A 25,244-nucleotide genomic window follows, 5' to 3' on the forward strand; every position below is an offset into this window, starting at 1 on the left:
AAAAGCCAAATTTTGCTGAATGGTAAATTTTTTATTTTATAAAAGTAGCATCAAACTTTTAAAAAGCAATACTATATGCCATAATTAATTATATACCATACCTATGAACGACAATTTTGAAACTCTATTTTACCCCTGTAAAACATTATAAAACAAAGGGGATAAATAAATTGTAATTTTTACGCCCTTAAATTTTTACAAATAAAATTTTATGTAAGTTTGAAGCCGTTTCAAATAAAAATTAACCACAAAATCAGGTATGTCAAAAATTAAAGTAGAAAACCCGGTAGTAGAGCTGGATGGTGATGAAATGACCCGTATCATCTGGAAATTTATAAAAGATAAACTGATCATCCCTTACCTTGACCTGGATATAAAATATTATGACCTTGGTATAGAGTATCGTGATGAGACTGACGACCAGGTTACCATTGATGCTGCCAACGCTATTTTAAAATACGGTGTAGGTATTAAATGTGCTACCATCACCCCCGATGAGCAGCGCGTAGAAGAATTTGGATTAAAACAAATGTGGAGGTCGCCAAATGGGACCATCCGTAATATATTAGATGGTACAGTTTTCCGCGAGCCAATTGTAATGAGCAATGTGCCGCGTTTAGTACCAAACTGGACAGCCCCTATCTGTATTGGCCGCCACGCTTTTGGCGACCAATACCGCGCTACCGATTTTGTTACCAAAGGCAAAGGTAAACTTACCGTAACCTTTACGCCCGAAGATGGCGGTGCCGAGCAGTCTTTTGAAGTGTATAACTTTAAAGGCGATGGTGTTGCTTTAACCATGTACAATACCGATGAATCTATAAAAGGCTTCGCGCACGCTTGTTTTAACCAGGCGCTGATGAAAGGCTGGCCTTTGTACCTGTCTACCAAAAACACCATCCTTAAAAAATACGATGGCCGTTTTAAAGATATTTTTGAAGAGATCTATCAAAACGATTACAAAGCCAAATTTGCCGAAGCGGGCATTACTTACGAGCACCGCCTGATTGATGACATGGTTGCATCTGCCCTTAAATGGAACGGCAACTTTGTATGGGCTTGTAAAAATTACGATGGCGACGTACAAAGCGATACCGTAGCGCAAGGCTTTGGCTCGTTAGGTTTAATGACCTCTACTTTGGTTACACCTGATGGTACCGTAATGGAAGCCGAAGCCGCACACGGTACGGTAACCCGCCACTACCGCGAGCACCAGGCAGGCCGCCCAACTTCTACCAACCCTATCGCGTCTATCTTCGCGTGGACACGCGGTTTAGAGTTCCGCGGTATACTGGATGGCAACCAGGAACTGATCAACTTCTGTAAAACTTTAGAAGAAGTTTGTATCGAAACTGTTGAAAGCGGTAAAATGACCAAAGACTTGGCCATTACCATAAAACCAAAGGTTGAACACGGTACCGATTACCTGTACACCGAAGAGTTTTTAGAAGCCATTGACGAAAACTTAAAAGCAAAATTGGGTAAATAATTTTTGCCCGCTAATAAATAGGAGAGGCTGTCTCAAAAGTAAAATTGAAGCTCTGAGATTTGGCTGTACGAAAGCTGTATCAGCCACCTATCCGAATAAACGAAAGAAAAAAGAGGCTGTTCTCGACTTATGAGACAGCCTCTTTTTGTTGATAGCTCTTAAATTAACATATTGTTAAGCATTAAAAGCAGTGTATTTAACGCATTTAAGTACTAACTTAAGGGACAAATTTTACACACTTTTATATTTATGAACTTTATTAAGGCTTTATTAGTTAGCTGTTTATTGCTGGCCGGGCGCGGTTTGTATGCCCAGGAAAAATCGGTAAGCTTTGGTTTTAAGGCAGGTGCGGGTATCGGCACGTTATGGCGCGCCACCGTGCAGGATGTTATTGTGCAGGAAAGCAACAAACCTTTACCCTCGTTTTCAGCCGGGGCATATGCTAATTTATCTTTAGGAAGTGTAACTATACAGCCCGCTGTATATTACTCAGCCAAAGGTGGTAAAACTACCGAAGAAGTGGCTGTTGGAGATATTATTTACAGAGCATATGGCAATATGCGTTTAAGTTACATACAGGTGCCGGTAAATGTCGTGTACAACATTCCGGCAGGGAGGGGAAGCTATTTTCTTGGAGCAGGCCCGTATATTGCTACTGCTTTAAAGGCCAGTTTTAAACCTATATCTGTAGATGATAACGATGTAAACAATTGGCCTACCACTAAATATGAATTAGGCAGTGGCGATAACAATACGATAACGCGATTTGATTACGGCGTAAACATGCTTGCCGGCTACCAATTTGTAAATGGTATAACCATAAACGCAGGTTACGATGTTGGGTTTTCAAACATCAAAACTGAAACTTACCTGTATCGCTCTACCAAAACACGGGCAATGTTGATTTCAGTCGGTTATCAATTGCCGTAGAAGATTGAAAAGCCATTGACGAAAACCTAAAAGCGAAATTGGGTAAGTAATTTTTGCTTTGTTTGATATAAGAGAGCCCGCTTTTTGAAAAGCGGGCTAACGTACACAACTGTTTTGCATTAAGTAGCGATGGGTTTTAAACCCATCGCTATGTTATAGATATAAGTAGTCCCAAAAATATAATTGATAATTGTTCAAGATAAATCCTCAATATGTGCTTCAATTCATTAAGCATCACAAAAAATCTATAACCTTTATTATGGCTTGGCTAAATTCCCTAACTTAGCCACTTCAAAACGAATATAACTCACCATGTCATCATTATATCCATTAAAATTTAAAACCATATTTAAAGACAAAATATGGGGCGGCCATAAAATTGAAACGTATTTGCACAAAAACATTGGCGACTTGCCAAACTGCGGCGAAACCTGGGAGATCTCGGGCGTAAAGTCGGATGTTTCTGTTGTAGAGGGCGGCGAGTTGCAGGGCCAGTCGCTGGCTGACTTGCTGGAGAAATTCCAGGGCGAGCTGGTAGGCGAGAAGGTTTACAAGCACTTTGGTAATATCTTCCCGCTGTTGGTTAAATTTATTGACGCTAATGATGACCTGAGCGTACAGGTACACCCCGATGATGAGTTGGCTAAAAAGCGCCATAACTCTTTCGGTAAAACCGAGATGTGGTATGTGATAGAGGCAGACCCGGGTTCGTCATTAATTGCAGGCTTTAACCGCGAAATGACTGAAAAGGAATATGTTGACGCTTTAAACAGCGGGCATATTATGGATATCCTGAACAGAGAGGATGTAAAAGCGGGCGATGTTTTCTTTTTACCCGCGGGCCGTGTGCATACCATTGGCAAAGGATTGTTAATCGCCGAAATTCAGCAAACATCAGACATTACTTACCGTATCTATGACTTTGACCGCGTTGATGATAAAGGCCAAAAACGTGAGTTACATACTGAAGAGGCCCTTGCCGCTATCGACTACAAACATTACCCGGAATACAAAACCGTGTACACGCCACAAAAAAATGAGGATGTGCATTTGGTTACCTGCCCATACTTTACTACCAACGTGTTGGATTATACCCATGAGGTAAGTAAGGATTACTCGAACCTCGATTCGTTTGTAATATACGTTTGTATCGAAGGCGAGTTTACCATAAAGTATAACGAACTGGCATACCCCGTACAAATGGGCGAATGTATTCTGCTGCCAAAAACAATTGATAAGGTGGAATTAAAAACCACATCAGGCTTTAAAATATTAGAGAGCTATATAGAATAGTTTTTATGATCACTCTGATATTAGAGTAACAGCTTCATTGACAATAAAAAATCCTGTTTGATTATCAAACAGGATTTTTTTATAACTGATGCGTCGAGATTTTTAGTAGTCGGTGTAATCAATCTCAAACATCGGTGAAATCAACTGATATTAATTGTATCGCTTCATATCCGTTGGGTTCTTCAGCGAATTAAATATGTCGGTTAGGTAAGCTTCATCAAGGGGCTTCAGCAAATAATCGGTAACTACAGGGCTATTTTTTGCACGCCTGATATCGTCGAGATCAACTGATGAACTAATGTTATAAATTGTGATATTTTTTCCCAGTTGAGATTTTATTTCCTCAAATGCCGCGTTAAATTCCCAGCCGTTCATCACCGGCATATTAATGTCAACGAATAAAACGTCGGGTAAACGGTTGGCGTTTTTTGGGTTAATTAAATAATCAATAGCTTCCTGTCCGTTGCTAAAGTTCAGTATTTCGTTAAATAAGCCCTTTATTACTGTTAGTTTCTTAAATCCGTAGGTAAAAATCTCATCATCGTCAACAAGGCCGGCAGTCACAATTCTATTATCAGTTATCATTCTGTGGTATTAATTATACCAGCTTAACTGTAAATTTTGTGCCAACATTTACCGTGCTGTCAACCTGTATGCTTCCGCCCAGTGCTTCTATCTGGTTACGGGTCATGAAAAGGCCTATGCCTTTCGAGTCAGAATTTTGATGGAAGGTTTTGTACATGCCAAAAACCTGGTCGCCGTAACGTTTCATATCTATGCCAATACCGTTGTCTTCAAATACCAGGTATATCTCATTACCAACCTTTCGGGTGTTTATGCTTATAACCGGCTTGCGGTCGGGGTGTTTATACTTAATGGCATTGGTAAGCAGGTTTTGAAAGATGCTCTCCAGGTAGGCCGGAATGTAATCAATTTGCGGGCAGTCAGCAAAATTGGTGTTAATAATAGCGCCGGAATTTAAAATATTGGTTTGCAGTGCCGATGCCACATTATTAAATATGGTCTGAAAGTTTACCAGCTTACGTTCTTTAGCAATTTCGGATTGTATGCGAACAATCTCGTCTAGGTAACCCATAGTGGCGCTAAGGCTCTCGCTAATGGTCTTAATGTGCGAAAAGATCTCCGTTCGGTCTTCTTTAAGCTGGCTGTCCTCAAAAAGGTTTACCATAAACTTAAGGTTACCAGCATGAGAGCGCAAATTGTGCGATACGATGTAAGCGAAGTTTTGCAGGCGTTTATTCTGGTCGTCGAGCAAATTGATAGACGATTGCAGCCTGATGCCCTTTTTCTTAATACTATCAATATCCTGGAAAACGCCCCGTAGGGTAATACACTCCCCATAATTGTTTAACACCGGTACCCCTTTAGAGCGTACCCATATTACATTGTTTTTAGCGGTTCTGAATTGGAGCTCAACATCATACGGCTTACAAAATTTCATAGCCTGGTCTATCGAGTCGGTTATTAAAGAACGATACTGTGGCTCAAAAAAGCCAATAGCTTCCTCTACCGACATGTTTGGCCGGTTATGCAGCTCAAAGATCTCGTACATCTCGTCCGAAAATTTTAGCCCCATAGTAGCAACATCAATTTCCCAGCTCCCAAGCTTGGCAATTCGGCCTATCTCGGCAAGTTTAAAGTCGGCTTCAGCGGCGTTTACTTCTTGTAGTTTAAGCTTGTTTATATTGGTTATAACGCCGTATATAACAGGGCCGTTGCCGGTATCGTGCTTTTGAGTGGTGCTTTCAAACCATTGGTAGCCATTTTGCTTGGTAAGCAGCCTTATTTGCGTAACGGGCGATTCGCCCATGCGTGGGTGATAAGTACTTTTTAAAAAGACATTTCTGTCGTGATAATATAAAAGATGGTCAAAAAAGTTGGTGTATGAGCATTCTATCTCGCCCGGGGAGTAGCCCAGCGCAGTATAAAAACCTACCGACCATTTTGTTTGCCCGGTATCAGTGTTATATTCCCAAATGCCTAAATTAATATGATCAATTATACGCGCAATATGAGCTATGCTTTCGCCAGAAAACTTATGTTCTTCAGAACTCATTGTACACTTTAATCGCTAATTTATTTTTTATTACAGGGTATTATAAAATACATGCCAAAAAGGCAAGTGCACGTTATTTACAACGCGTTGTTGTTGTAAATTGCCAAATGCGTTCAAAATTACCTACCGGTTAATTATTGCATTCAAAACTTCAAACATCAATAACGACGCTATTGTGCTGGATGTTATACAATTAACACCGTAAAAGTGTTATACGCTTAATTAGCCAAAGGGTTATGAAAATTTAAGCAGGTAAAATAGTATACTATTAACCGAAAAAATATTAAGGTTAAAAGAAATATTATTTCTTTCACTGCCGGGTTCGGGGTGCTGTTATGAATTGTTAATTTACAGGTAAGCAAGTAGTGAAACTAATATTCAATTAGCACGAAAATCAAAAAATGTTATTCTTAAATAAATATTTTATATTTACTGTCCAACCAACAATTATAAAAATGAGAACCTATTTTGTAAAGATCCTGGCGGTATGCCTTATGTTTTTATCTGTAAATGCATCTGCGCAAAAAGCGGCTCCGGGCAAGGTGTGGTCGGTAGCTAAAGCAAATACCTGGTATGCCGGCCATAAATGGATGAGTGGGGCCGATTTTATACCAAGTACAGCCATTAACCAGCTGGAAATGTGGCAGGCTGATACCTTTGACCCGGCTACGATAGACCGCGAATTAGGTTATGCGCAAAGCATAGGCTTTAATACCATGCGCGTGTTCTTATACAGCCTTGCCTGGAAACAAGATAAAGCCGGTTTTAAGAAACGTGTGGACCAATACTTAACCATAGCCAACAAGCACGGCATTAAAACCATGTTTGTTTTTTTTGACGACTGCTGGAACGCTGATGCTAAAATTGGCAAACAGCCTGCGCCTAAAGTGGGTGTGCACAACTCTGGCTGGCTGCAGGATCCCGGTAACCGCCTAAACAACGCGGGCGAAACTGCAATGCTGCAAGCCTACGTTACTGATGTACTAACCGCCTTTAAGCACGATAAACGCATACTGCTTTGGGATTTATATAACGAACCGGGCAACTCTAACAAAAAGGACGCATCTATGGGCTTACTTGTAAAAGTGTTTACCTGGGCGCGCGCAGTAAACCCCGACCAGCCAATTTCTGCAGGCCTTTGGGACTGGAGTTTTGAAAAGTTAAATGCCTACCAGGCCTTAAACTCCGATATTGTGACTTATCATGATTATACCGACGAAGCATCGCATCTTAAAACCATACAATTACTAAAAAGCCATGGCAAGCCATTGATTTGTACCGAATATATGGCACGCACCCGAGGCAGCAAGTTTGCCAACGTAATGCCAATGCTAAAAAAAGAAAACGTAGGCGCACTTAACTGGGGCTTTGTAATGGGTAAAACCAATACCATCTTTGCCTGGGATAATCCTATACCTGATGGTAGCGAACCTAAGGAATGGTTCCATGATATCTTCCGTAAGGACGGTACACCTTACAAGCCCGAAGAAGTGGAGCTGATAAAGAAGCTTAACGGGAAGTAATGATCATGTAGCGATGGGTTTTATACCCATCGCTACATGTAAGGATTGATTAAAGCTTGCATAATATTGTAATACAAAATTTTCTCATTGAAATTCAATTATTTAAAGAATATTTTAAATAATAAATATTAAGTCTATAGGAATTATAGATTTAATATGTACTTTTGTGATGTAATCGTTCTTTAAACATACTTATCCAGAAAGACAGAGGGAAGGGCCCTATGATGTCTTAGCAACCTGTACAGCTTTAAGGCTTGTAAAAGGTGCTAATTCCTGCTTCGCTGCTTAGCGGAGACAGATAAGCTGATTTAATAAAAACCGAATGCTCATGAAGCGTTCTGTTTTCACCTTGAAGGCCTCTCTCTTAATCGCTTTTCCGGATAAATTACCGAAACAAAATTGAAATGTATAGCTTTATGGAGCCTCACCCAAACCCTCTCCGAAGGAGAGGGCTTAAAAAGTCTCCCCTTTCGGGGGAGATTTAGAGGGGGCTTAACAATATTAAAAACCAATATCATGAGTTTAAGACTTGGCGACGACGCCCCAAATTTTAAGGCCCAGACATCGCAGGGCGAAATTGATTTTTACGAATACCTGGGCGATAGCTGGGGTGTGCTATTCTCGCACCCGGCAGATTATACACCGGTTTGTACTACCGAGCTTGGTAAAACCGCCTCATTAAAAGATGAGTTTGAGAAACGCAATGTTAAGGTTATAGCCCTAAGTACCGACAGTGCCGAATCTCATAAGGGCTGGATAAATGACATCAACGAAACACAAAACGTTGAGGTAACATTCCCGATAATAGGCGACGAGGACCGCAAAATATCTGAGGCCTACGACATGATCCACCCGAATGCATCATTGGTAGCTACCGTTCGTTCGCTGTTCATCATTGGGCCGGATAAAAAGATAAAACTTATCATCAGCTACCCGGCATCAACCGGAAGGAACTTTCAGGAAATACTGAGGGTGATAGACAGCCTGCAACTAACCGCCTACCACAGTGTAGCAACCCCTGCCGATTGGAAAGACGGTGAGGATGTGGTAGTGCTGCCATCTATTAAAACAGAAGATATTCCGGCTAAATTCCCTAAAGGGTTTACCGAGGTGAAGCCTTATTTAAGGACGACACCACAGCCCAATAAATAGGCTATAAGAATCAAAGTCGCGTGGCCGAGAGGATAGGTGTGGGTCTGCAAAACCTTTAACGGTAGTTCGAATCTACCCGCGACGTCTAAACTGACTGACTAATAATGACTGGGCGGTGGGCTGAGGAGCTCATCGCCTTTTTTATTTATTCCGTATGGACTCACCCCGCGACGCTTCGCGCGCCACCCTCTCTCCGCTACGCGGAAAGAGGGTGGAGGAAAATAAATTTACACACCCTCTTTGCGAAGCAGAGAGGGTCGACCAGCGAAGCGTAGTCGGGGTGAGTAAACTATTGAAGAGCGATTTATACACAATCCCGTTCCCAGCTTGTATATTTACATTATGAGCAACTCTACCCACAACTGGCCTAAACTCGATTTTCATTATCTGAAAGATACCATCAACACCGTTCACCAGTGGACGCAGATGATAGGCAAGGTACGCCTCAAAAAAATGCCATGGATAAACCACTCCTGGCAGGTTACCTTGTATGTAAGCGCCACGGGTTTAACAACGGGCAGCATGCCCTACAAGGATGGTGTATTCCAGATAGACCTGGATTTTATCGACCACCAACTGCATATCATAATTAGCACTGGCCAAAAGGTAACATCTGCCCTGGGTGCCGAAACCATTGCCGGTTTTTACAACAAATTGATGCTAAACCTCAAAGCCGTTGGTGTTGAGGTAGAGATCTATGCCGTACCCAATGAACTGGAAGTTGCCATTCCTTTTGCCGAAAATACCGCGCCCTGCACGTATCATCCCGAGGGGATGAACACTATCTGGCAGGCGCTCATCAAAATCCATAACGTGTTTACCGATTTTAGGTCGGGATTTTTGGGTAAGTGCAGCCCGGTGCATTTCTTTTGGGGCGCGTTCGATTTGGCGGTTACCCGTTTCAGCGGCAGGCCGGCGCCAAAACATCCCGGCGGCGCGCCAAATATGCCCGATGATGTGATGCAGGAAGCCTACTCGCACGAGGTGAGTTCCTGCGGGTTCTGGCTGGGCGGCGAACAGTTTCCACACCCCGCTTTCTACAGTTATTGCTACCCCACGCCGGAGGCATTCAGCAAGCAGCAGGTTAGTCCGCCCGAAGCATTTTACAGCGGCGAGATGGGTGAGTTTTTACTCACTTACGAAGTGGTACAGCAATCTGCCAACCCCGAAGAAACCTTGAAACAATTCCTGCAGAGTACATACAACGCCGCTGCCGTTACAGGTAACTGGGATAAGAGTTTAGAATGCGATTTGCAGGGGTTGAAGGGCTGAGATTAATAGTTAATTCATTTTCACTCTTTAAATAAATTAAAACTGCAATAAACCATGCTGTAAAAGGGGTGTCAAATAAGGGCATAAACTAAACCACAGCATGAAAATAAACCTTCAAATAAAAAAGCTATTACTGGCGACATCGCTTGTATTTGTTAGCCATCTATCGAACAGCCAAAACATTACCACTAAAAGAGACATCTTTGGAAACATTGTGACGGAGGACGCTTCAGGAAGTAAAAAGGTTTATGAAAAGGATGTTTTTGGCAATACGATTTTAAAGGACGAACACGGAACAACTATCGCTACTGTTAAGAAAGATATTTTTGGTAACGTAACGGAAGAATATACCGATGGGATAAAGAGGGTTTACAAAAAAAATATTTTTGGAGACATTACTGTAGAAGATGAAACCGGAGCTACTATTGCCACAACCAAAAAAAATATTTTTGGTGATATAACAAAAGAATACCGCGACGGAACCAAAAGGGTTTACAAAAGGAATATTTTTGGTGATGTTACTGTACAAAATGAATCGGGAGAAACTATCGCTACGTTTAAAAGGAACATTTTCGGTGATAAAACTGAAGAGTACAGTGATGGAACAAAAAGGGTTTACAAAACAAATATATTTGGTGATGTTACCGTAACAGATGAAACGGGCAAAACTATTGGTAAGATTAAGAAAGATATTTTTGGCAACAGGATAGAAGAGTACGATGATGGAACGAAAAGAATTTATAAAAAAAATATCTTCGGCGATATCAACGTAGAGGATGAGTCTGGAAAAACTATAGGTACTTACAGGAAAGATATTTCCGGTAATATTATCTTTGAAACGAAGTGATTTTTAAAAGTTTATCGATTGCACACTCTCTTTTGATGCGCGTTGTGTAAGGCCCTTTTGAATGCACCATGTAGTCATACACCTCAACCCCTGCACATTAGTAGTTTTAATGGGTTCAAAAAGCTCCCCGCCAAGGTCTGTAGTATATTCAAGCAGTACTTGTTCGTTTACCAAAAAACGTTCCGAGCCATCGGGCAGGGCGTAGCGGCTGTTGCCGACGGGAATCACTTTATCTTCGATACCAATATCTGATGCGAGGCGGGCAAAAAGGTAGCCGCCGGGTTTCAATACCCGCCATATGGAGCGCAGCATGGCGTCGAAATGGTTGCTGTCGGTAGCAAAGTGTAATACCGCGCTGCTTATCACCAGGTCAAATGTTGCATCATCAAACGGCATATCTTCTGCCGGTGCAACCTTAAAGTTTTGCTGCGGTAGTTTTGGCGCAAGTTCTTTAGCTAACTGCCGTACCTGCTCAACCGCGTTAGGATTTGGGTCGATGCCGTAAACATCAAATCCGTTCTGCAAAAAATAAACCAGGTTTCGCCCGCCGCCACAACCGGCGTCGAGCACTTTTTTACAGGCATCAAACCGGGCTTTTAAAAGCTGGTCGAACAAGTAGATATCAATATTGCCGAATTGTTGTTGGAGGGAAATTGCCATGGTGGTTTGTGTTACGTGTTAGTTACTCACCCCGCGGCACTTCGTGCGCGACCCTCCTTCCGCAAGCGTAAAGAGGGTTAAGGAAGTTTTACTCCCTCTCCTTTGGAGAGGGCTGGGGAGAGGCTAATGTAACAAATTAAACGCTCTTCCGTAATCAATTTCCTTCTACCTCAAATTATCCCATAATATTTATATTATTGTGTATCGCCAACACAATAGCGATGGTATTATCTCACAAAACAAATACCCACACAAATTGCCTAAAATTAAAACCATACTGCTATTGCTATGCTGCTGCATGCTTAGTGGTTACGTAGTTGCTCAAAAAAAAAATGCCGGTTATCAATATCATATCCGCCGGGCGGCAACCCCCATAAAAATTGATGGCTTGCTTGACGAGGCCGATTGGCTCAGCGCAGATACCGCAGGTAAGTTTTTTATGGTTTTACCTATGGATACCAGCTTTGCCAAATTGCGTACCGTGGTGCGGATGGCTTATGATAACGATAACTTTTATATTTCGGCAGAATGTTACATGCCTACGCCGGGGTACATGGTAGAGTCGCTTAAGCGCGATTTTGGCTTTCTGAAAAACGATAACTTCATCTTTTTTATGGACCCGTTTGATGCACGTACCGACGGTTTTAGCTTTGGCGCAAATGCGGCAGGCGCACAATGGGACGGCACCATGTACGAGGGTAGCAAAGTAGATTTGAGCTGGGATAACAAATGGCATTCGTCTGTAAAAAATTACAACGATAAATGGGTGTTCGAGGCGGCTATCCCCTTCAAGAGTATCCGTTATAAAAAAGGTATTAAAGAGTGGGGTATCAATTTTAGCCGCAACGATCTAAAAACTACCGAAAAATCGAGCTGGGCGCCTGTGCCAAGGCAGTTTCCAACGGCTGCATTGGCTTATACCGGTACTATTATTTGGGACGAAGCACCACCCGTGGCTACACGCAATATTTCTATTATTCCGTACGCGCTGGGTGGCATCACCAAAGATTTTGAGAATAAGAAAGATGCCGTTTACCGCAAAGAAATTGGCGGCGACGTAAAGATCGGGCTAACTTCATCACTTAATCTGGACCTAACGGTAAACCCTGATTTTTCGCAGGTGGACGTAGACCAGCAGGTGATCAACCTGAACCGTTATGAGCTGTTCTTTCCCGAAAAACGCCAGTTCTTTTTAGAGAACGGCGACCTGTTTGCCAATTTTGGTTATGCCGATGTACGCCCGTTTTTTTCTCGCAGGGTGGGGCTTAATGCGCCTATCCGGGTAGGGGCAAGGCTTACCGGTAAAATTGATAAGAACTGGCGCATTGGTGTTATGGACATTCAAACGGGCCAATCCACTCCGGACAATTTGCCCGGGCAAAATTTTGGCATTGTTACCCTGCAAAGGCGGGTATTTTCACGATCTAACATAGGGTTTATGTTTGTGAATAAGGATGGAACGGGCAGCGCGCCAATGCCGGGCAGTACTGCAAACGCCTACAACCGTAACGTAGGGGCCGAGTTTAACCTGGCATCATCAAATAACCAAATAACGGGCAAGCTGCTGGGCTTAAAATCGTTCACCCCCGGCGTTAGCGGCAGCGATTTTGTTGCGGCCGCTAACCTGCAATACCTAAGCAAATATTGGACGTTTGCCATGCAACAGCAATATGTAGGCAAAAATTATAATGCCGAAGCCGGGTACGTACCGCGCGTTGGTTACAATAAACTAAACCCGCTAATACAACATAACTTTTTCCCTAAAAGCGGGGCCATACTATCGCATGGTGTACAGGCCAGCGGTGTTTACTTTTTTGATGAAAGCTTTAGATCTACAGATAATGAAACTATCCTGAGCTACCTTATTACCTTCCGTAACCGTAGTACACTAACCGTATCCGGCTTGGATGATTATGTAAAGCTCCTGCGCCCGTTCGACCCTACAAACACCGGTAAGCCAGCGCTTGCAACAGGTTTCGAAAACCATTGGAACACCATAGATGTGCAATACGCCTCAAAACCGCAAAGCGTATTCACCTACCTGTTTGAAGTAGCCCGCGGTGGTTATTACGATAATGGTACCAAAACCACCCTGATAGGCCAGCTGGGCTACCGCTTTCAGCCTTATGTGAATTTGATACTAAATACATCCTATAACGACCTGCATTTGCCCACGCCTTATGGCCGCAACAAATTTTGGCTTATTGGCCCCCGCGCGGATGTTACCTTCACGAATACATTGTACTTTACCACCTTTGTGCAATACAACGAGCAGGCCAGAAACATGAATATCAACAGCCGTTTTCAGTGGCGGTACAAACCCGCTTCAGATCTGTTCATTGTTTATGGCGATAACTCAATACCGTCACCATTCACCGTTAAAAATCGCCAGCTAACCATCAAGTGGACGTATTGGTGGAATATATAAAGCGGATATGCGGACCAGCTATTAACCGCTTAGTGTAAAAAAACAAAAACAGCTATTGTGTAAGCTATCCAAAATTTTACTTTTGCAACGTTAAGCCTATACCGGTATTTTCCTGTAGTGTAACGGTAGCACACCAGACTCTGACTCTGTTAGTAGTGGTTCGAATCCATTCAGGAAAACTAAAATCGGGGCTAAGTGAAATAATTGTCACTTGGCCCTTTTTACTTTTGTGACATACCGAGGAAGAATATCAAAACATATATTTGTTATATCAAAACTCCTCATCATAATATGAATTACAACCAATTTATTTCGCTTTTCAGACAGCAGCTTGCAAATCTTTCGTATACAAAACAAATTGATTTTGCCTTAGCTGTTTGCAATAAATTATATATTGATTATCAAAAATTTGTTGAAGTACATAATTGGGGAAATCCTGATTTATTGATGACAGCTATCAAACTTTGTGAGCTTAATAGAATTGATAACGTTGACAGAAAAAAGATAGAAGCAATGCTTCCTGAAATAGAGGCTATTGCGCCGGATATGGATGACTTTGGAGATAATGTAAGTTCTTATGCGCTAAATACAGCGGGTGCTGTGTATGAAACCTTGGAGTTTTTAATAGATCATGATATAGAACATATTTACAATGTCGGTATATGCCTTACAGATAATGTAGACTTTAAAGTTCAGGAAGACGGCGCCATTACGGAAGATGAAATAGAAAGCCACCCGATGATGCTTGAAGCATGGGAGTATATAATTCAGCTTTCCAAATAGCTTATCACTTTTTTGCAAACAGTTAAAGAATTGATGATGACCGGATATAACTAACGTACTGCTTATGATTTGCCTACAGTAAAATTATTCAACGCCATTCGCCAGTTCAGGTAATTTTCGTCCATGGCCGTTTTGCGGATAGCGGTTACATATTCATCATCAAAAAAAGCGGCCAGGCTAAACATGTAAATGCCGTTCTTAGGTTCAAATAATGTGCTCGGCGCATAGCCTTTCTCTCCATTTTCGGCGCGTTTTTTATCAAAGGGCACTTTGCTATTTACAAACTCGGGGTGCGTTTTTTCGCCGGTCATGTAGGGCCTCATATAATCCACACACTTTTTAAGGGTCGATCCGTTAGCGGTTTGCCAGGTGAAATAGTTTTTGCCAGTTGCCCGGTAAATGGCGATGCAAGCGGATAACAGGGGCTCTACATCGTATGTCTGGTAATGAAACGCGTCGCGTTCCATTAGGTCATGCGTGGTGCCATCGGGGTTTAGGTTGATGTTAAGCTGCTGCTCTAAAGCTTGGGTAATAGCGTTTTGGTAGCTGGTATCATGCAGGGCATAGGCTATCAGTGTAAACATCTTTATCCGGTGCGAGTTCCAGTTGTTAATGGCTGTGCCCTTGTTGCCCTTGGCCGTCCTGCTGTTCAACTGGGCATCGGCCATGCTTTTCATCCATGTGTTTATTAAACTACGGTCGTTGGGTTTAATATCATTCCTGATGAGGTCGTAAGCGGTAACCATATCCTCCAGCTTTGTTTCGTTAATGGGGTCTTCGGTAGCTTTGTTAACCTTTGCCCAGGCGGTTAAAAACTTTGTGGCTTTAGTCAGATATTCTTTTTTGCCGGAGTACGTGTAGACCAACGCCAGCGCGTAGGTTTTATCAGCATCTTCAACCGCTTTAAGGCTGGCGGTTTTCCTGGGATCGCCCGCTAGCAGGCCCTGCGACAGGATGGTTTCTATTGGGTTTGGTGTTTCTTTTAATGCTTTATCCGCTGTTTTTTGAAATGGCTCAAATGCTTTTTTGTATTGAACATTGGTTTTGATTGACTTCCTCATCTTCGCCACCTCCTTTTTATCGAGGCTTATAATTTGCGCTTGTAATGAAAATACAGCAGCCATTAATAAACAAATACAAATAAGCTTTTTCATGCGGAGGTTAGAGATTTAGGGAGCGTTTAATGCCCAGCTCCAGTCCGCGTAATTCGGCCAGGCCACGCAGGCGGCCAATGGCCGAGTAGCCGGGGTTTGTTTTTTTATCCAGATCATCCAGCATCTTGTGCCCATGGTCGGGGCGGAATGGCATGCCAATATCTTTACGGCCCGCGGTTATGCGTTTTTGCTGTTCTTCCAGCAATGCTTTCACAACGGCGTACATGTCTACATCGCCTGCAAGGTGGTCTGCTTCATAAAAATTGCCGTATTTATCGCGCTTTGTGCTACGCAGATGGATAAAATGAATCCTGTCGCCAAGGCGTTGCACCATGCCCGGCAGGTCGTTACTTGCTATCACACCAAACGAGCCTGTACAAAAGGTGAGCCCGTTATTGGGGCTATCTACAGCATTATAAATATCCAGTATGTCCTGCTCGTTACTTACCACTCGTGGCAAGCCTAAGATGGGGTAAGGCGGGTCATCCGGGTGGATGCACATCAGCACACCGGCTTGTTCTGCCGCGGGGATAACCTGTTGCAAAAAATAAGCGAGGTTAGCTTTAAGCGTTGCCGCGTCAATATCGCAGTAGCTCGCCAGCATTTGCAGGAATTGCTGTGTAGTATAACCCTCTTCAGATCCCGGTAAGCCTGCTATAATATTCTTAACAAGCTGTTGTCGGTCTATCTCATCTAAATTATCGTAGTATAGTTTTGCACGTTGCTGTAAGGTTTCGTCATAATCATCTGCCGCGCCCGGGCGGTTCAAAATGTACAGGTCAAATGCGGCAAATGCGGCGGTATCAAACCTTAAAGCGGTTGAGCCATCGGGCATGGGGTAATCAAGATCGGTGCGTGTCCAGTCCAATACGGGCATAAAGTTGTAACAAACAATGTTTAACCCACACCGGCCTATGTTTAAAAGGCTTTGGCGATAGTTTGCGATATACTGCTCATAATTGCCGCTACGTTTCTTAATATCCTCGTGTACGGGCACGCTTTCAATTACTGCCCATCTCAGGCCCGCGTCCTCAATCAGTTGCTTCCTTTTCAGGATCTCATCTATAGGCCAAACTTCGCCGTTAGGGATATGGTGCAGGGCGGTAACAATACCTGTAGCACCGGCCTGTTTGGCATCGGCTAAACTAACCGGGTCATTTGGGCCATACCAGCGCCATGTTTGTTCTAAACTCATTTTTGTAGATTTTCGTCGGCCTAATTTACAAAGTATATTGTTCGCTATCGGTGCCTAAAAAATCCCAGCGGGCGGGGCTAAAGCCATCCACAAGCATCCCGTCTTCCAGGCAAATACAGCCGTGTACGGTAAAGGGCGGCACGTAATAGCCATCGCCCTTGCGTATTATCTTTACCGTTTCGCCAAGTGTCATTTCAAAAGCGCCGCTTTCTACATAACTCACCTGTGAGTGTGCGTGGCTGTGCAGCGTACCGCAGGCGCCTTTAATAAACTTTACCTTTACCAGCATCAGCTTATCATCATAACCTAATACCTGCCGCTGTACACCATCGGCAACGGTTTTCCACTCGGTGCTTTCTTCAAACTGAAACAAATTGCTTTGTATCATACCTTATTTTTTTAAACTGCCGGATGCATTGATTATTGGCCTCTTCTCCGCCAAACGTTTTTGGCGAAGCAGGGCTTCCAGGTAATAATAATCCGCGTAAATAATGGGTACATCTATTTCGCTGTTGGCAGGTTTGTGGCCGGTGCTGTGCAACAATAAAAAGCCGCGGGCGCTGTCCGGCTGGGCCTGGTATTTAGTGGCAAGGCTGTTCATGATCTTATCTGCTGTGCTTTTGTAACTCCTGGCATTCTTGCTAAAAATGCTTAATTCATACAAAGCCGATGCTGCAATAGCCGCGGCAGAAGCATCTCGCGGTTGGTTGCCCAGTTTGCCGGCATCGAAATCCCAGTAGGGTATGAGGTCGGCGGGCATTTGCGGGTGGCTAAAAATATATCTGGCAATTTTTTCGGCCTGTTGCAGGTAAACTCTGTTTTTGGTTTCGCGGTAGCACATGGTATAGCCGTAAAGCCCCCACGCCTGCCCTCGCGCCCACGCCGAACTATCTGCAAAGCCCTGCGCGGTTTGCCGGTTTAAAACCTGCCCGGTTTGCGGGTCGTAATTTATAACGTGGTATGAACTGTTATCCGGGCGATAGTGGTTCTTGAGGGTAGTATTGGCATGCGTAACCGCTATCTTGTAAAAGCTGGAGTCGCCGCTAAGCCGTGTCGCTTCAAATAGCAGTTCCAGATTCATCATATTATCAATGATGACCGGGAATTGCCACTGCTTTGCGTGGTCCCATGATTTAATGCAGCCGATAGTTGGGTTAAAACGGGTAACCAATGATTTTGCCGCCTGGATAATATCGTCCCTGTATTTTTGCTCGTGTGTTAAGCGGTAAGCGTTACCTACACTGTTATATACCATAAAACCCAGGTCGTGGGTGCCTGTGTTGTTTTTTTCCTGCTCCATTCCGGCGGTAAAAGGTATAGCCTGTTCCATCCAATATTTATTGCCCGTGTATTCATACAAAAACCAAAGGTTACCGGCAAAGAAACCGCTGCACCAGTCTTTTGGAGATACAATGGTTAGCTTGCCATTCTCTACAGTACGTGGCGATAATAAGTTAGGCTTGTTTACAGATGCCTTCCCTTCGGCAGTTTCTTTTAATAACAATTTGGTTTGATGTTCGGCAAATAGCATGGCCTTTGCCGTATTTTTTTGTGCCGATGCGCTAATGCTCGCCGCGCTTAGTATCGCTATGGTGAATATGTGTTTTGCCTTCATGTTAGTTTACCACTTTAATTTTGATCACTAATTTTTTAACCACGTCATAACCATCAACCTTAATATTGGGGCGATGCACATCCTGCGGAAAGAATAGGTAGAATGTTCCGGGTTCGGCTATGTAAGAGGTGCCTTCGGCGGTATAGTTGGCCGCATCTTTGGCTTCGTTGTAGGGGTTGGTTACCGTTGCTTTATTAATGTCAACAACATCTATCCGTTCCTTGCCCTTTATCACATATTGCAGGTCAATGTGTTTTTTATGCGATTCCCACCCTGCTTTATCCAACGCTTTCGACGGGGCCTCCGTTACGCTGGCGTAGGCATTGTCGCCATCAATGGGGTGCTTGCCCGTGCTTAGGGTATCTAAATTGGTTTGTTTAAGATAAAGGAATACCTTGTCCCATACAGCCTTATTATTATAGTATTGTTTATAAAACTCAGCCGCGTTTACCGATGGGGCTACCTCAAGCTTCAGGCCATCTTTCCATTTGCTGCTTTTAAGCCAGTTTTGCGCTGTTTGTAAGCTCATGCCGGCGTCTTTTTTGGTTTGTGCAATTACAGTGTTCTCCATCATTATTAAACTAATTGCAGCTATCAAAAGCCGCAGTACTGGTTTGTTTTTCATTTGGTTTACTAATTGGTTTTGTGACTAAAGCGGGTGTTATTGAGGTATAACATTGGCTACCACAACTCAATATTACAAGGAAATATGTTTAAATTAGTTGCCTGCAGGTACTATTTCTACGCAAACGTTATAGTAACAAGGCATGTAAATTTCTTCGATAACGTTATCGTAGAAATAACCTGCCGATTACTTTTGATTGCTGCATCAGAATTGTACACTTGCCTGCAATTATAATTTAACCTAACAATCCTTTTGTTTTGAAAGTAATACACAGCGTTCATCCTGATGATTTTAAATCTTATCAGACAGAACAGATACGTGACCGTTTTTTAATAGACAACCTTGTGCAGCCAAACCAGGTGAACTTTGTTTACACCCATTACGACCGTATCATTGCCGGTGTGGCGCACCCGGTAAACCAGGCTTTAAGGCTGGAAAACTATGATAACCTAAAGGCTGCTTACTTTTTAGAGCGCCGCGAAATAGGCATTATAAATGTGGCGGGCAGCGGTATAGTTACTGTGGATGGCCGGGATCACACCTTGCAAAAAATGGATTGCCTGTACATTGGTAAGGGTGCCAAAGAAGTAACCTTTTCGCCGGGTAATGAACAGGAATCGCCGGTGTTTTACCTTTTATCGGCACCTGCGCATACTGTTTACCCCACAACTTTAATGACGCTTGAGCAGGCTGAAAAAGTACAGGCAGGGGCCGATGAAACCGCAAATAAACGCACCATTAATAAATACATCCATACCGCGGGCATCCAAAGCTGCCAGCTGGTAATGGGGCTTACCATCTTACACCAGGGCAGCGTATGGAACACCATGCCTCCCCATGTGCACGACCGCCGTATGGAGGCCTATTTTTATTTTGACGTCCCGGCAGGGCAAAGGGTTTTTCATTTAATGGGCGAGGAAACGCAAACAAGGCATATTTTAGTAGATAACTATAGCGTAGTAATTTCACCGCCATGGAGTATGCACTCCGGCGCGGGCACAAGCAATTACAGTTTTATATGGGGTATGGGCGGCGAAAACCTTGACTATACCGATATGGACGCGATTAAGATTGAAGACATCAGGTAATAAACCATGGAAAATAGTTTTTCGTTAAAAGGTAAGGTGATAGTGGTAACCGGCGGCACCGGTATACTTGGAAACTCGTTCATAAACGGTATTGTAGAGGCGGGTGGCGCGGTAGGCATTTTAGGCCGAAATAAACAGGTTGCCGAAGAGCGTGCCGATGTTATCAATAAAAATGGCGGGCAGGCAATAGCGCTGGTTGCCGATGTTTTAAGCGAGGATGATCTGCAAAATGCCAAACAAACCCTGCTTGATAAGTTTGGCCGCCTGGATGGGTTGGTGAACGGTGCGGGAGGCAATATGCCTGAGGGCGTTCTGCAACCTGATGAGGATATTTTTAAAATGAATATAGAGGGTATGAAGCGAACGCTCGACCTGAACCTTTGGGGCACACTTTTACCAACACAGGTTTTTGGCGACGCCATTGCCAAAACAGGCAAGGGCAGTATCGTTAATATCTCCTCTATGAATTCTAAACGCGCTATTACCAAAGTTTTGGGTTACAATATGGGGAAAGCCGCGGTAGACTGTTATAACCAATGGTTTGCGGTTGAACTGGCAAACCGTTACGGCGACGCTATCCGCATGAATGCCCTGGCCCCCGGTTTTTTCCTTACCGAGCAAAACCGAAACCTGCTCACTACGCCCGATGGCGGTTATACCGAAAGGGGCGAAAAGGTTATCAGGCAAACACCCTTTAAGCGCTTTGGTAACCCCGATGAATTGATAGGCGCACTGGTTTGGCTGCTGAGCGATGCCTCGGCTTTTGTAACCGGTTCTATGATATGTGTTGATGGCGGGTTTTCCATATTTGGCGGGGTATGAAGGATATGGACGCTTCAAATACCGGCGCCGTATTAACCTTTGGCGAGTTGCTGCTCAGGATCTGCCCCGACGCGGATGGTGACTGGCTAAATGCAAACCAATTACCCGTGCATGTTGGCGGCGCCGAATTGAATGTTGCCACCGCGCTTGCTTTATGGGGTATCGATACAAAATATTTTACGGCTTTGCCGAATAACGGACTTTCAAATACGTTGGTTAATTACATGGTTGGTCGGGGTATTGATACCTCGGCCATTTTTAAAGGCGGCAGTCGCCTTGGCCTGTTTTATCTCACTAAAGGCGCCGATATGAAGCACGATGCTGTAATATACGACCGGGCAGGTTCGGCCTTTGCAGAATTAAAACCTGGAATGATAGAGTGGGATAGAGTGCTTGATGGTGTAAGCTGGTTTCATTTCAGCGCTATTTGTCCGGCGCTGAGCCAGCAAACAGCCGATTTGTGCGAAGAGGTTTTAATAGCGGCATCGCAACGAAATATTGTTATCTCTATTGATTTGAACTACCGCGCCAAACTTTGGCAATACGGCAAACAACCGCAGGAGATAATGCCCGGGTTGGTGAAGTATTGTAACCTTATAATGGGCAACGTGTGGGCGGCAGAGAGCCTGTTGGGAATAGCCGTTGACCCGGATATCCACAACAATGGCACACAAGAAAATTATTTGAAAGAGGCGATGAGTGTTTCAGAGAAAATAATGGCGCAATATTCAAAATGCAGGGCGGTTGCCAACACCTTTAGGTTCGACCATCAGCAGGGGATAAAATATTATACCGCACTGTACCAGGATGGTGTACTCCACAACAGTGCAGTATATGTTGCCGAACAGGTAACCGACAAAGTTGGCAGCGGCGATTGCTTTATGGCCGGGCTTATTTACGGTTACTATAAACAAATGCAACCACAAAACACACTCGATTTTGCCACGGCGGCGGCCTTCGAAAAGCTTTTTATTCATGGTGATGCCACAAAAAGCACTGTTGCGCAAATAAATAAAGCCATTAAGCATGACAGATAAAAAGTTTATTCAGGATAGCATTGTTAAGCAGGGGATACTACCGTTGTTTTATAACCAAAGTACAGAGGTAAGTATCGCCATAACCCAAAAACTTTACGAGGCGGGCATCCGCGTTATAGAATATACTAATCGGGGCGAAGCAGCTATCGCGAATTTTAGGGCTTTAAAAAAGCTGGACTTGCCGGGCTTAATGTTGGGGATAGGTACTATCAAATCCGCCGATGAGGCGGAGGCCTTTATAGATGCCGGGGCCGATTTCCTGATCTCGCCTTTGGTGAGCCATAAAGTTGCCGCCGTAGTACATAAACACAACCTGCTTTGGATACCCGGGTGTATGACACCGACCGAAATTCATGAGGCACAAGAACTTGGTGCAACATTTGTAAAGCTGTTCCCGGCTAATGTGCTGGGTCAGGGGTTTGTATCGGCAGTTAAAGAATTATTCCCCGGGCTTTTAATGATGCCTACCGGCGGGGTAGAGATGGACCAGGAAAACATTAGCGGTTGGTTCAAAGCCGGCGTATCATCTGTAGGAATGGGTAGCAAGTTGATCACGAAAGAGATCATTGACAATAAAGCATACGACCAATTATATACCGAAACCCTGCGAGCGCTGCAAATGGTAGCATCAGCAAGGTAAATGATAACCAATTATGAGCGATACCCAAAGAACCAACTACCGGTGGGTGGTAGTAGCCCTGCTGTTTTTTGCCACCACTATTAACTACCTCGACAGGCAGGTAATAGGCTTTTTAAAACCAACGCTGGAGAAAGAATTTAGCTGGACAGAAACCGATTACAGCCACATAGTTATGGCTTTTTCTGCCGCGTATGCGCTTGGGTTGCTTGCTTTTGGTGGTATAATAGATAAGATTGGGACAAAGCTGGGCTATACTATATCGCTTGTGGTTTGGAGTTTGGCGGCCATGCTGCATGCCATTGTAAAATCTACCATGGGTTTTGGGGCGGTTAGGGCCGCTTTGGGTTTGGGCGAGGCAGGAAATTTTCCCGCGGCGATAAAGGTTGTAGCCGAATGGTTCCCCAAAAAGGAGCGTGCTCTGGCTACGGGTATTTTTAATTCGGGCGCTAATATTGGCGCTGTGCTGGCGCCTGCTATGGTGCCGTGGATATTGGGTATTTACGGCTGGCAAATGGCGTTTATTATAACAGGCGCAATAGGTTTTGTATGGCTTTTTTTTTGGGTGATACTTTACGAGGTGCCATCAAGACATAAAAAAATAAACGCAGCAGAGTTTGAACACATCCATAGCGATATGGAAGAACCTGTAACACCAAACGCGCCCGAAGAAAAAGTAAAATGGGGCAGGCTTTTCGGCATCAGGCAAACATGGGTATTTGTGGTAGGCAAGTTACTTACCGACCCCATGTGGTATTTCTTCCTTTTCTGGCTGCCATCCTATTTTTCAAGCGCATTCAATCTCGATCTTAAAAAGCCAACGCTGCCGCTGATATTGATATATACAGCCACTACCATTGGCAGCATAGGTGGGGGGTATTTATCATCGTGGTTCATTAAAAGGGGCATGCCCATCTTTAAGGCGCGTAAAACCGCCATGTTTATTTTCGCGCTGTGCGTTGTGCCCATATTTACGGCAAGGTTTGCAACCAATATATGGCAGGCGGTTGGTTTAATTAGTTTAGCGGCAGCGGCACACCAGGCCTGGAGCGCCAATATCTTTACAACCGCTTCAGACATTTTTCCGAAACGCGCGGTAAGTTCGGTAGTAGGTATAGGTGGTATGGCAGGTTCTGTTGGTGGTATTGCCTTCCCGTTCTTTATCGGTTGGATCCTGGATTCGGCCAAAGCATCCGGCGATATTACCAAGGGGTATAACATCCTGTTCATTATTTGCGCATGCGCGTATTTGCTGGCCTGGCTTATCATGCACTTATTGGCGCCCAAACCCAAAGTTATAAAATTGTAATAGCCTAAATTTAGGCAAACAGGTAAAGATTTTCTATATTGGTACAATGTTAAGCCGGTGCAGTGATGTTTGCTTAACGTGTAACCTAATATGAATTTCAGCTCAATTACAATTAAGGATATTGCTTCGGCGCTAAACCTATCAGTCTCTACGGTTTCAAAGGCTTTGCGCGATAGCTATGAGATAAGCGAGAATACCAAAAAACTTGTAAACGAGTACGCCCGGGAACACAACTATCGCCCTAACCCTATAGCGCAAAGTTTAAAACAGGGGCGCAGCAAATCAATAGGGATTGTGGTATCTACCATCGAGAACCAGTTTTTCTCACAGGTAATAAACGGTATCGAGTCGGTTGCCTATGAGGCGGGTTTTAACGTCATTATTACCCAAACACATGAGTCGTTTGACCTGGAGGTAAAGAACGTAGGGCACTTAACCCACCGTTCTATAGATGGTTTACTGATCTCGCTATCTACCGAAACCTATAATTTTGAGCACCTGAAAACCCTGCACAGCCAGGGCCTGCCCATTGTGTTTTTCGACAGGATAACGGATGAGATAGACACCCATAAGGTAATTGCAGATAATTTTAAAGGTGGGTATGATGCAACCCGCCACCTGCTGGATGCCGGTTATAAACGCATAGCCCATATTACCAGCCCGCCAAATATTTCTATTACCAAAGAGCGTTTTGCCGGGTACGAGAAGGCGCTTGAAGAAGCCGGCATAGCAATAGATGAAAACATTATCAAATATTGCCCGCACGGCGGCCGTGATACCGGCGAAATAGAGAATGCCCTTGCCGAACTGCTTACGCTTGAAGATAAGCCCGATGCCATCTTTACCACATCAGACAGGATCACCACTACAACCTTATTTTTGATGAATAAGCTAAAGATCAGGATCCCGCAGGAAATTGCCCTGATAGGCTACACCAACACCACCCTGGCCGATGTGCTTAACCCTTCGCTAAGCTCGGTTTACCAGCCCGGTTTTGAGATGGGGCAAAAGGCTACCCAAAAGCTTTTAGAACTTATTTTGGCCAAGCGCCCCGTTTACGAATTTGAAACCCTTGTGCTGCCAACCCAACTGGTAACACGCGACTCTACCGCGCCAAAAAAACAGTAACCCTTAGTGTTTTTAATTGTATTTATGACAGCGCCTGCTTTTAAAAGTTTATAGCCTGCAAATATGTTGTAACTACCACGTAGCGAAAACGATGTAGTAAATAAATATGGTTAAATTATAGTAACCGTAAGCTAACAAAGGTATTTTTGGTAAGTATAGTTATGCCTATACCAATTATAA

The 25,244-nt window shown here is 43.8% G+C and carries 23 protein-coding genes, 2 tRNA genes and 1 riboswitch; of the genes, 17 read left to right on the forward strand and 8 right to left on the reverse strand.

Going from position 1 to position 25,244, the window contains the following annotated elements:
• Positions 1-259: 259 nt before the first annotated feature.
• The 3 genes from ACFQZI_RS09840 to ACFQZI_RS09850 all read left to right on the forward strand — a co-directional run bounded on the left by ACFQZI_RS09840 (position 260) and on the right by ACFQZI_RS09850 (position 3,712).
• Positions 260-1,489: an NADP-dependent isocitrate dehydrogenase gene (locus tag ACFQZI_RS09840; protein ID WP_377141886.1), complete on the forward strand. Its 1,230-nt coding sequence runs from the start codon at positions 260-262 to the stop codon at positions 1,487-1,489.
• Positions 1,490-1,738: 249 nt separating this feature from the next.
• Positions 1,739-2,419: a porin family protein gene (locus tag ACFQZI_RS09845; protein ID WP_377141889.1), complete on the forward strand. Its 681-nt coding sequence runs from the start codon at positions 1,739-1,741 to the stop codon at positions 2,417-2,419.
• A gap of 312 nt (positions 2,420-2,731) precedes the next feature.
• Complete coding sequence (locus ACFQZI_RS09850) at positions 2,732-3,712, forward strand: type I phosphomannose isomerase catalytic subunit (RefSeq protein WP_377141892.1); 981 nt, start codon at positions 2,732-2,734, stop codon at positions 3,710-3,712.
• Positions 3,713-3,862: 150 nt separating this feature from the next.
• Here ACFQZI_RS09850 and ACFQZI_RS09855 read toward each other — a convergent pair whose 3' ends face one another.
• Together ACFQZI_RS09855 and ACFQZI_RS09860 are read right to left on the reverse strand one after the other, a co-directional pair.
• A complete protein-coding gene (locus ACFQZI_RS09855; RefSeq protein ID WP_377141895.1) occupies positions 3,863-4,297 on the reverse strand; it encodes a response regulator in 435 nt (144 codons plus the stop codon).
• A gap of 13 nt (positions 4,298-4,310) precedes the next feature.
• A complete protein-coding gene (locus ACFQZI_RS09860) occupies positions 4,311-5,789 on the reverse strand; it encodes a PAS domain-containing sensor histidine kinase (RefSeq protein WP_377141898.1) in 1,479 nt (492 codons plus the stop codon).
• A 455-nt stretch (positions 5,790-6,244) separates the two neighbouring features.
• Between ACFQZI_RS09860 and ACFQZI_RS09865 the strand changes: the two genes are divergently transcribed.
• The 5 genes from ACFQZI_RS09865 to ACFQZI_RS09885 all read left to right on the forward strand — a co-directional run bounded on the left by ACFQZI_RS09865 (position 6,245) and on the right by ACFQZI_RS09885 (position 10,583).
• Entirely contained in the window at positions 6,245-7,312 is a 1,068-nt protein-coding gene (locus ACFQZI_RS09865) for a 1,4-beta-xylanase (RefSeq protein ID WP_377141901.1), read from the forward strand.
• Between the two features lie 189 nt (positions 7,313-7,501).
• Positions 7,502-7,617, forward strand: a riboswitch (SAM riboswitch).
• A 211-nt stretch (positions 7,618-7,828) separates the two neighbouring features.
• Positions 7,829-8,464, forward strand: coding sequence for a peroxiredoxin (locus tag ACFQZI_RS09870; protein ID WP_377141904.1), 636 nt, complete (start codon positions 7,829-7,831; stop codon positions 8,462-8,464).
• 14 nt (positions 8,465-8,478) lie between these two features.
• Positions 8,479-8,549, forward strand: a tRNA-Cys gene (locus tag ACFQZI_RS09875).
• A gap of 257 nt (positions 8,550-8,806) precedes the next feature.
• The gene (locus tag ACFQZI_RS09880; protein ID WP_377141907.1) at positions 8,807-9,736 is read left to right on the forward strand and encodes a DUF5996 family protein; all 930 of its coding nucleotides are present in this window, start codon (positions 8,807-8,809) and stop codon (positions 9,734-9,736) included.
• Positions 9,737-9,836: 100 nt separating this feature from the next.
• A complete protein-coding gene (locus ACFQZI_RS09885) occupies positions 9,837-10,583 on the forward strand; it encodes a hypothetical protein (RefSeq protein WP_377141909.1) in 747 nt (248 codons plus the stop codon).
• A 3-nt stretch (positions 10,584-10,586) separates the two neighbouring features.
• Here ACFQZI_RS09885 and ACFQZI_RS09890 read toward each other — a convergent pair whose 3' ends face one another.
• Positions 10,587-11,243 carry a class I SAM-dependent methyltransferase gene (locus ACFQZI_RS09890; protein WP_377141911.1) on the reverse strand — a complete coding sequence of 219 codons (657 nt, stop codon included), beginning with the start codon at positions 11,241-11,243 and terminating at the stop codon, positions 10,587-10,589.
• Between the two features lie 256 nt (positions 11,244-11,499).
• Between ACFQZI_RS09890 and ACFQZI_RS09895 the strand changes: the two genes are divergently transcribed.
• The 3 genes from ACFQZI_RS09895 to ACFQZI_RS09905 all read left to right on the forward strand — a co-directional run bounded on the left by ACFQZI_RS09895 (position 11,500) and on the right by ACFQZI_RS09905 (position 14,454).
• Positions 11,500-13,671, forward strand: coding sequence for a DUF5916 domain-containing protein (locus tag ACFQZI_RS09895; RefSeq protein ID WP_377141914.1), 2,172 nt, complete (start codon positions 11,500-11,502; stop codon positions 13,669-13,671).
• Positions 13,672-13,779: 108 nt separating this feature from the next.
• Positions 13,780-13,850 (forward strand) — tRNA-Gln (locus ACFQZI_RS09900).
• A gap of 112 nt (positions 13,851-13,962) precedes the next feature.
• A complete protein-coding gene (locus ACFQZI_RS09905) occupies positions 13,963-14,454 on the forward strand; it encodes a DUF416 family protein (protein WP_377141917.1) in 492 nt (163 codons plus the stop codon).
• A 62-nt stretch (positions 14,455-14,516) separates the two neighbouring features.
• On the opposite strand, the gene ACFQZI_RS09910 is transcribed toward ACFQZI_RS09905, so the two are convergent.
• The 5 genes from ACFQZI_RS09910 to ACFQZI_RS09930 are packed head-to-tail and all read right to left on the reverse strand — an operon-like array spanning position 14,517 to position 19,043.
• Entirely contained in the window at positions 14,517-15,608 is a 1,092-nt protein-coding gene (locus tag ACFQZI_RS09910; RefSeq protein ID WP_377141920.1) for an alginate lyase family protein, read from the reverse strand.
• A gap of 7 nt (positions 15,609-15,615) precedes the next feature.
• The gene (gene uxuA / locus ACFQZI_RS09915; protein WP_377141923.1) at positions 15,616-16,803 is read right to left on the reverse strand and encodes a mannonate dehydratase; all 1,188 of its coding nucleotides are present in this window, start codon (positions 16,801-16,803) and stop codon (positions 15,616-15,618) included.
• Between the two features lie 25 nt (positions 16,804-16,828).
• Entirely contained in the window at positions 16,829-17,191 is a 363-nt protein-coding gene (locus ACFQZI_RS09920) for a cupin domain-containing protein (RefSeq protein ID WP_377141926.1), read from the reverse strand.
• A gap of 3 nt (positions 17,192-17,194) precedes the next feature.
• Complete coding sequence (locus ACFQZI_RS09925; RefSeq protein WP_377141928.1) at positions 17,195-18,418, reverse strand: glycoside hydrolase family 88 protein; 1,224 nt, start codon at positions 18,416-18,418, stop codon at positions 17,195-17,197.
• A 1-nt stretch (position 18,419) separates the two neighbouring features.
• A complete protein-coding gene (locus ACFQZI_RS09930) occupies positions 18,420-19,043 on the reverse strand; it encodes a YhcH/YjgK/YiaL family protein (protein ID WP_377141931.1) in 624 nt (207 codons plus the stop codon).
• Between the two features lie 257 nt (positions 19,044-19,300).
• Between ACFQZI_RS09930 and kduI the strand changes: the two genes are divergently transcribed.
• The 6 genes from kduI to ACFQZI_RS09960 all read left to right on the forward strand — a co-directional run bounded on the left by kduI (position 19,301) and on the right by ACFQZI_RS09960 (position 25,064).
• Entirely contained in the window at positions 19,301-20,131 is an 831-nt protein-coding gene (gene kduI, locus ACFQZI_RS09935) for a 5-dehydro-4-deoxy-D-glucuronate isomerase (RefSeq protein WP_377141934.1), read from the forward strand.
• A gap of 6 nt (positions 20,132-20,137) precedes the next feature.
• Positions 20,138-20,953: an SDR family oxidoreductase gene (locus tag ACFQZI_RS09940; protein ID WP_377141936.1), complete on the forward strand. Its 816-nt coding sequence runs from the start codon at positions 20,138-20,140 to the stop codon at positions 20,951-20,953.
• The gene (locus ACFQZI_RS09945) at positions 20,950-21,990 is read left to right on the forward strand and encodes a PfkB family carbohydrate kinase (protein WP_377141940.1); all 1,041 of its coding nucleotides are present in this window, start codon (positions 20,950-20,952) and stop codon (positions 21,988-21,990) included. The genes ACFQZI_RS09940 and ACFQZI_RS09945 overlap by 4 nt, the downstream gene beginning before the upstream one ends.
• On the forward strand, positions 21,980-22,630 hold the full coding sequence (locus ACFQZI_RS09950) for a bifunctional 4-hydroxy-2-oxoglutarate aldolase/2-dehydro-3-deoxy-phosphogluconate aldolase (protein WP_377141943.1): 651 nt from the start codon (positions 21,980-21,982) through the stop codon (positions 22,628-22,630). Before ACFQZI_RS09945 ends, ACFQZI_RS09950 begins: the two co-directional genes overlap by 11 nt.
• A gap of 13 nt (positions 22,631-22,643) precedes the next feature.
• A complete protein-coding gene (locus ACFQZI_RS09955) occupies positions 22,644-23,936 on the forward strand; it encodes an MFS transporter (RefSeq protein WP_377141946.1) in 1,293 nt (430 codons plus the stop codon).
• A 90-nt stretch (positions 23,937-24,026) separates the two neighbouring features.
• Complete coding sequence (locus tag ACFQZI_RS09960) at positions 24,027-25,064, forward strand: LacI family DNA-binding transcriptional regulator (protein ID WP_377141949.1); 1,038 nt, start codon at positions 24,027-24,029, stop codon at positions 25,062-25,064.
• Positions 25,065-25,244 lie beyond the last annotated feature (180 nt).

It is taken from the genome of Mucilaginibacter lutimaris (assembly GCF_042676625.1).
Classification (GTDB): domain Bacteria; phylum Bacteroidota; class Bacteroidia; order Sphingobacteriales; family Sphingobacteriaceae; genus Mucilaginibacter; species Mucilaginibacter lutimaris.

Bases quoted from the DNA above. Each gene is read 5' to 3' on its own strand.
- ACFQZI_RS09840 (WP_377141886.1), top strand. From the start codon at position 260: ATGTCAAAAATTAAAGTAGAAAACCCGGTAGTAGAGCTGGATGGTGAT.
- ACFQZI_RS09845 (WP_377141889.1), top strand. From the start codon at position 1,739: ATGAACTTTATTAAGGCTTTATTAGTTAGCTGTTTATTGCTGGCCGGG.
- ACFQZI_RS09850 (WP_377141892.1), top strand. From the start codon at position 2,732: ATGTCATCATTATATCCATTAAAATTTAAAACCATATTTAAAGACAAA.
- ACFQZI_RS09855 (WP_377141895.1), bottom strand. From the start codon at position 4,297: ATGATAACTGATAATAGAATTGTGACTGCCGGCCTTGTTGACGATGAT.
- ACFQZI_RS09860 (WP_377141898.1), bottom strand. From the start codon at position 5,789: ATGAGTTCTGAAGAACATAAGTTTTCTGGCGAAAGCATAGCTCATATT.
- ACFQZI_RS09865 (WP_377141901.1), top strand. From the start codon at position 6,245: ATGAGAACCTATTTTGTAAAGATCCTGGCGGTATGCCTTATGTTTTTA.
- ACFQZI_RS09870 (WP_377141904.1), top strand. From the start codon at position 7,829: ATGAGTTTAAGACTTGGCGACGACGCCCCAAATTTTAAGGCCCAGACA.
- ACFQZI_RS09880 (WP_377141907.1), top strand. From the start codon at position 8,807: ATGAGCAACTCTACCCACAACTGGCCTAAACTCGATTTTCATTATCTG.
- ACFQZI_RS09885 (WP_377141909.1), top strand. From the start codon at position 9,837: ATGAAAATAAACCTTCAAATAAAAAAGCTATTACTGGCGACATCGCTT.
- ACFQZI_RS09890 (WP_377141911.1), bottom strand. From the start codon at position 11,243: ATGGCAATTTCCCTCCAACAACAATTCGGCAATATTGATATCTACTTG.
- ACFQZI_RS09905 (WP_377141917.1), top strand. From the start codon at position 13,963: ATGAATTACAACCAATTTATTTCGCTTTTCAGACAGCAGCTTGCAAAT.
- ACFQZI_RS09910 (WP_377141920.1), bottom strand. From the start codon at position 15,608: ATGAAAAAGCTTATTTGTATTTGTTTATTAATGGCTGCTGTATTTTCA.
- uxuA (WP_377141923.1), bottom strand. From the start codon at position 16,803: ATGAGTTTAGAACAAACATGGCGCTGGTATGGCCCAAATGACCCGGTT.
- ACFQZI_RS09920 (WP_377141926.1), bottom strand. From the start codon at position 17,191: ATGATACAAAGCAATTTGTTTCAGTTTGAAGAAAGCACCGAGTGGAAA.
- ACFQZI_RS09925 (WP_377141928.1), bottom strand. From the start codon at position 18,418: ATGAAGGCAAAACACATATTCACCATAGCGATACTAAGCGCGGCGAGC.
- ACFQZI_RS09930 (WP_377141931.1), bottom strand. From the start codon at position 19,043: ATGAAAAACAAACCAGTACTGCGGCTTTTGATAGCTGCAATTAGTTTA.
- ACFQZI_RS09940 (WP_377141936.1), top strand. From the start codon at position 20,138: ATGGAAAATAGTTTTTCGTTAAAAGGTAAGGTGATAGTGGTAACCGGC.
- ACFQZI_RS09945 (WP_377141940.1), top strand. From the start codon at position 20,950: ATGAAGGATATGGACGCTTCAAATACCGGCGCCGTATTAACCTTTGGC.
- ACFQZI_RS09950 (WP_377141943.1), top strand. From the start codon at position 21,980: ATGACAGATAAAAAGTTTATTCAGGATAGCATTGTTAAGCAGGGGATA.
- ACFQZI_RS09955 (WP_377141946.1), top strand. From the start codon at position 22,644: ATGAGCGATACCCAAAGAACCAACTACCGGTGGGTGGTAGTAGCCCTG.
- ACFQZI_RS09960 (WP_377141949.1), top strand. From the start codon at position 24,027: ATGAATTTCAGCTCAATTACAATTAAGGATATTGCTTCGGCGCTAAAC.